At 63.8% G+C, this 3263-nt stretch carries 5 protein-coding genes; 2 read left to right on the plus strand and 3 right to left on the minus strand.

The features are described from left to right. Window positions 1-191 precede the first annotated feature (191 nt). Both QOC69_RS09320 and QOC69_RS09325 read right to left on the minus strand, forming a co-directional pair. On the minus strand, window positions 192-1004 hold the full coding sequence (locus QOC69_RS09320; RefSeq protein WP_526438643.1) for a VOC family protein: 813 nt from the start codon (window positions 1002-1004) through the stop codon (window positions 192-194). A gap of 72 nt (window positions 1005-1076) precedes the next feature. Beyond that, window positions 1077-1505, minus strand: coding sequence for a hypothetical protein (locus tag QOC69_RS09325; protein WP_526438645.1), 429 nt, complete (start codon window positions 1503-1505; stop codon window positions 1077-1079). Window positions 1506-1666: 161 nt separating this feature from the next. On the opposite strand from QOC69_RS09325, the gene QOC69_RS09330 reads away from it, so the two are divergent. Together QOC69_RS09330 and QOC69_RS09335 are read left to right on the plus strand one after the other, a co-directional pair. Then, window positions 1667-1822 (plus strand): hypothetical protein, encoded by a 156-nt coding sequence (locus QOC69_RS09330; protein ID WP_526438647.1) that lies wholly within the window; start codon window positions 1667-1669, stop codon window positions 1820-1822. A gap of 213 nt (window positions 1823-2035) precedes the next feature. Beyond that, the gene (locus QOC69_RS09335) at window positions 2036-2587 is read left to right on the plus strand and encodes an HdeD family acid-resistance protein (protein ID WP_526438649.1); all 552 of its coding nucleotides are present in this window, start codon (window positions 2036-2038) and stop codon (window positions 2585-2587) included. 244 nt (window positions 2588-2831) lie between these two features. On the opposite strand, the gene QOC69_RS09340 is transcribed toward QOC69_RS09335, so the two are convergent. Further along, the coding region (locus QOC69_RS09340; protein WP_526438651.1) for an alpha/beta fold hydrolase at window positions 2832-3263 on the minus strand (432 nt) is incomplete at its 5' end.

Here is a 3263-nt window from a genome sequence, read left to right on the forward strand (position 1 = left end):
GACGTCCAGACACCGTGGACGCGCCGTCTTGTGCCGGCCTACTGATTCGTCGTTTCGCAGTTATGTCAGGTTTATTTCGGCTTGCCGAGTTGTCCTCGGACGACCCGAGCGGCGCCCATGCCGTCGAGGTTGCCACGCGGGGTCAAACCTGCGTAGGCGGTAGCCGGGAGAGCCAGCCGAGCACGGACCTCCTACTGCTGCGGTGGGAGCGTCACCACGCTGAAAGCGGCACCCTGCGGGTCGGCCAAGACGGCACTTCGCCCAACCGACGCGCCGCCCCGCCCCACCAGCCGGGCCCAGGGGATATCGAACGGCTCCACGGCGACCCGCCCGCCCGCCGCGGCTGCCTTGGCCGCCGTGGCGTCGGCATCGTCCACCGCGAAGTAGACGCGCCAATGGTTGGGCACGTCGGGCATCGGCGGTTCCACACAGCCGCCGACATCGTGCCCCCCGACCTTGAGCATGTGGTACCTCTGGCCCGGAGCCAGCTCCGCACTTGACTGGGTCACGCCCAGCACGGCTTCATAGAACGCCAGCGCCGCATCCGGTTTGTCCGTGATCAATTCGTTCCAAAAGAGTGCGCCGGGCTCGTTGACCAGCGTCGCGCCGATGTGCCTATTGGCCTGCCACAGCCCCACGACGGCGCCGGTCGGATCGGCGATGAAGGCCATCCTGCCGGCGTCCGCGACGTCGAAGGCCGGCATCAGCACCTGCCCGCCGGCGGGTGCAACCTTCTCAGCCGTCGCGTCGACGTCGTCCACCGCGATGTAGGTGTTCCACATCGGCGGCATCCCTTCCGGCGCACCCGGCGGCATCGGCGCGAGCGCCGCCACGGTTTCCCCCCTCAACATCGCCATGGAATAGACGCCGCCCTGAGGCATCGGCTGGTCGTCGAAGCTCCAGCCGAGCAGCGACGCATAGAACTCCTTGGCGGCGGGCTGATCGGTGGTCTGCAAGTCGACCCAGTTTGGTGTGCCCTGCTCGTATTCGGTTTTCTTTGGCATGACAAACCTTTCGTAAGTTGGTGGATGCGGGGCCAGTTGAAACGATGCTGAGTGACCCGACGCCATCCGCGGTCAGGAACTGAGCGCGTCTGCCTCGGATCGCGCATACATGGCATCGAGCGCCGCGTACTCGGCTTCCTCGATCGCGCCCTGGGCGAAGTCGATGGCGTCGAGTGCGTACGCCTCGGCAATGTCGGCGTCCGTCGCAGCCTCCTTCGCGTCGAATCGGGCCTGCTTGTTCTTGACGTTTGTCCTTACCTTGGTGACATGGGCCTGCCATTTGCCCCGGATCTCTTGCCACTGCGACGACGCTTGATCGTGGGCGGCATCTGCCTTGTGTTTGAACTGATCGGCAGTTGCAGCCGCTTTATCTCTCGCGCGCGCGACGTCAGTCTCGAGTTGATCCTTGTTCCGCAGATTGGCAGCCTTTAGCTTGTCTGTCGCGGTTTTCGCTTTGTCGGAGATCTTCTCGAACTCTGTGCCGAGATCGGTGCGTTCCATCAGGAACCCTTCTATCGCCCTCGGCGGGCTGTCTGCCCACCGTGTCGATCGTCGGTGCCCGGTGACTGGCCGTCATTGTTCGGCGAGACATGATCTTCCACTGAAGATTAGTCGCGGCAACAACCGATACTGTTGGCGCGGTGGGCTGCTGAAATCACGGCATGGTCGACGACGCCGTCGGTCAGGTGGCATGCTGTCACCAGCCATCCCGGCATGTCATTACCGAGGATGACCGGACCATTGTTCTCGCCGGCCAGGGTGATTCGGCAGCGCGGATGAATGACACGACGGTGAACCTGCGGGCCAGTCATCGCTGAGGCCCGCTGTTGTCGCGAAGCGCGTATGACGCAGAACGGGACGGCCTTTCACGGCAAGGCGACCTTTTCAAGCGGTTGCTAGCGACGTTGTTCACCGACACAGCGATTGGTCGCTGACGTGGTCATGAAGGCCACCGACGCGGCTGGCGACTCATTCAACGATGGAATTGCTCGGCGCGATCCAAGCCGGGCACCGCGATTCGGCACGAACGCTTGTACATTGTTCGACTTCGTTTCCGAGCGGCGGTCCACCAGATCAGCTGCGCGATTGCGGTCGCATGGCCGGGCCTTACCGTCGCGGCGCTCGTCATCTTGTTCGCCGTCTACGCCTTCATCGCCGCAGGGCTGCAAGTCGCCAGAGGATTCGGTTCCCGCAAGGCGGGATCAGTTGCCGGACACTTGTTGTTGGCCATAGTCGACTTGGCTGCGGGTATCGTCGCCCTGGTCTGGCCTGGCATCACGGCGCTCGCATTGGTCCTTGTTATCGCGGTCTGGGCGGTGGCCGCAGGAGTCGTCGAGGTGATACTCGCCTTCTCTGTACACGAACCGGCCGGCTATCGCGCCTTGCTGGGGATCACCGGCGTGATCTCCGTGGCTCTGGGTGTGGCGTTCGCAATCCAACCTGACATCGGCGCCATCACCATCGCCGAGGATTTCGGCCTGTACAGCATCGTCGGTGGGGTGGCAGCGCTCATAGCGGTGGTAAGGCTGAAACGAGGTGGCGCCGTGATGACCTCCGCCGAGCAGCAGCCTGCTGCCCCATGACTGGCTCAAATCCGCTTACAACAATGGCCCGTGGCACTGGCATTCAGACGCCGCCGCGCGGCGTCACCGTTCTTCCCGAACTCCGTTGAAGACCTGGAGGATTCGCTGGTCTGCTGCCCGCTGCCCAGCCCCGCCCAAGCGCCCAAATGCGTCATCGCGGGAACACCTGACGCCGTCAGGCGACAATGCCCAAACGTGAAAGCGCATGTGCTCGAAGGCCTAAGCCTCTTCGGCGGCACGCTCGTCACCGCCCGGTGGCCTCGAGAATGAGGTCGGAGATCTCCTTCGCCTTCGAGATGATCGACAGGTGACTGGCATCGAGCTCGATCGTTTTGGCGTTCATTCGACCGGCCATGAAGCGCTCGAGACCGGAATCGATCGTGCGGTCGTACTTCGACACCGCATAGAACGATGGTTTGTTCCGCCACGCTGCCTGTGTCACCTTCCCGCTGAACAGCTGACCTGATATGCGGCCCTGCACGGCGTACAACGCTTTGGCCCGCGCCGGGTCGACGTCTTGCGCGAAGTCCTTCAGGAACGCCTCCTCACTCAACTGCGCATAGCCGTCTGCGGCCTTGATAAGGCCCGCACTCGCAGGTGGCGTTGGGAACTGGGCAGCGAGCGCGGTGTAGTCCTCGCCGGCATCGGGCGCGCGGGCCGCGATGTAGACCAGGGC

This window comes from Mycobacterium sp. (assembly GCF_032162105.1).
Taxonomy (GTDB): Bacteria; Actinomycetota; Actinomycetes; order Mycobacteriales; family Mycobacteriaceae; genus Mycobacterium.